At 67.1% G+C, this 1,150-nt stretch carries 1 protein-coding gene and 1 pseudogene; both read right to left on the minus strand.

Features of this window, described 5'->3' with window-relative positions; translation table 11 throughout:
* A pseudogene (locus AACR77_RS09290) lies at positions 1-128 on the minus strand (HAD-IA family hydrolase); the annotation flags it as partial.
* A 95-nt stretch (positions 129-223) separates the two neighbouring features.
* Positions 224-1,150, minus strand: a 927-nt coding sequence (gene xerC / locus AACR77_RS09295; RefSeq protein WP_042880982.1) for a tyrosine recombinase XerC, incomplete at its 5' end; no start/stop codon positions are given.

Consider the following 1,150-nt stretch of genomic DNA (forward strand, 5'->3'; position numbering starts at 1 on the left):
TATTCGCTGCGCAGGTGGTCCAGCATCCACTGTTCCGCCCGCGCGATGGCGGGGCCGTTGTCATAGAGGGTGTCGTCCAGATCGAACGAGATGGCGGCCACCGGCTGCCAGCGACGGTAAAACTGCATGGCTGTTCCTCTTTACTCCTCATCCTCTGGCGTTGCGGGCTCCCGCCTGACCCGGGCGACGTGGAGATTGTCATCCCCGCAGATCGCACACCACATCACTCATCCTCCGGCGTTTCCGGATCCCGCTTCGCCCGCGGGTGGGCACTGTCATATACCTTGGCCAGATGCTGGAAGTCGAGGTGGGTATAGATCTGGGTGGTGGAGAGATCCGCATGCCCCAGCAGCTCCTGCACCGCCCGCAGATCGCCGGAGGATTCCAGCATGTGGGTGGCGAAGCTGTGGCGCAGCTTGTGGGGGTGCACGTGGGCATTGAGCGCCTGCTTGTTGCCCCAGCCGTCGAGCCGCTCCTGTACCGAGCGGGCCGAGAGCCGCTGCCTGCGCTTGGAGACGAACAATGCCTCCCCCTCGTCACCGGCCAGCAGGGGGCGTACCTTGAGCCACTTGTGCAACCACTCCACCGCCATCCGCCCGATGGGCAGCACCCGCTCCCGCGAGCCCTTGCCGAGCACCCTGAGCTGGCGCTCGTCGAGCTTCACGTCCGCGAGGTTGAGCCCCACCAGCTCGGCAAGGCGCAGGCCGGAGGAGTACATCAGCTCCATGATGGCGCGATCCCGCACCGCCAGCGGATCCTGCTCGTCGGTGATGTTGAGCAGCTGGTACATCTCGTCCACGTCCAGGTTCTTGGGCAGGGGCCGCCCCTGCTTGGGGGTGACGATGCCCCGCGCCGGGTTGGCGGTGAGCCGCCCCTGGCGCACCTGCCAGTCGCAGAAGCTGCGCAGGGCCGACACCTTGGTGGCAAGGGAACGGGGCGCCAGCCCCCCCTTGTGCATCCGGGTCACCAGACTGCGCACCTGGCTCGCCTCGAGCCGGGCCCAGTCGTCGACCCCGAGCTTCACCAGCTCGGCGGTCATGGCTTCCAGGTGGGCCTGATAGTTGCTGCGGGTATGGGGGCTGAGCTGGCGCTCGACCCGCAGGTATTCGATAAAGGCGTCCAGCTCCCCCGCCAGTGCGACCGGCAGGGG

Source organism: Aeromonas sp. ZOR0002 (assembly GCF_963866995.1).
GTDB lineage: Bacteria > Pseudomonadota > Gammaproteobacteria > Enterobacterales > Aeromonadaceae > Aeromonas > Aeromonas caviae.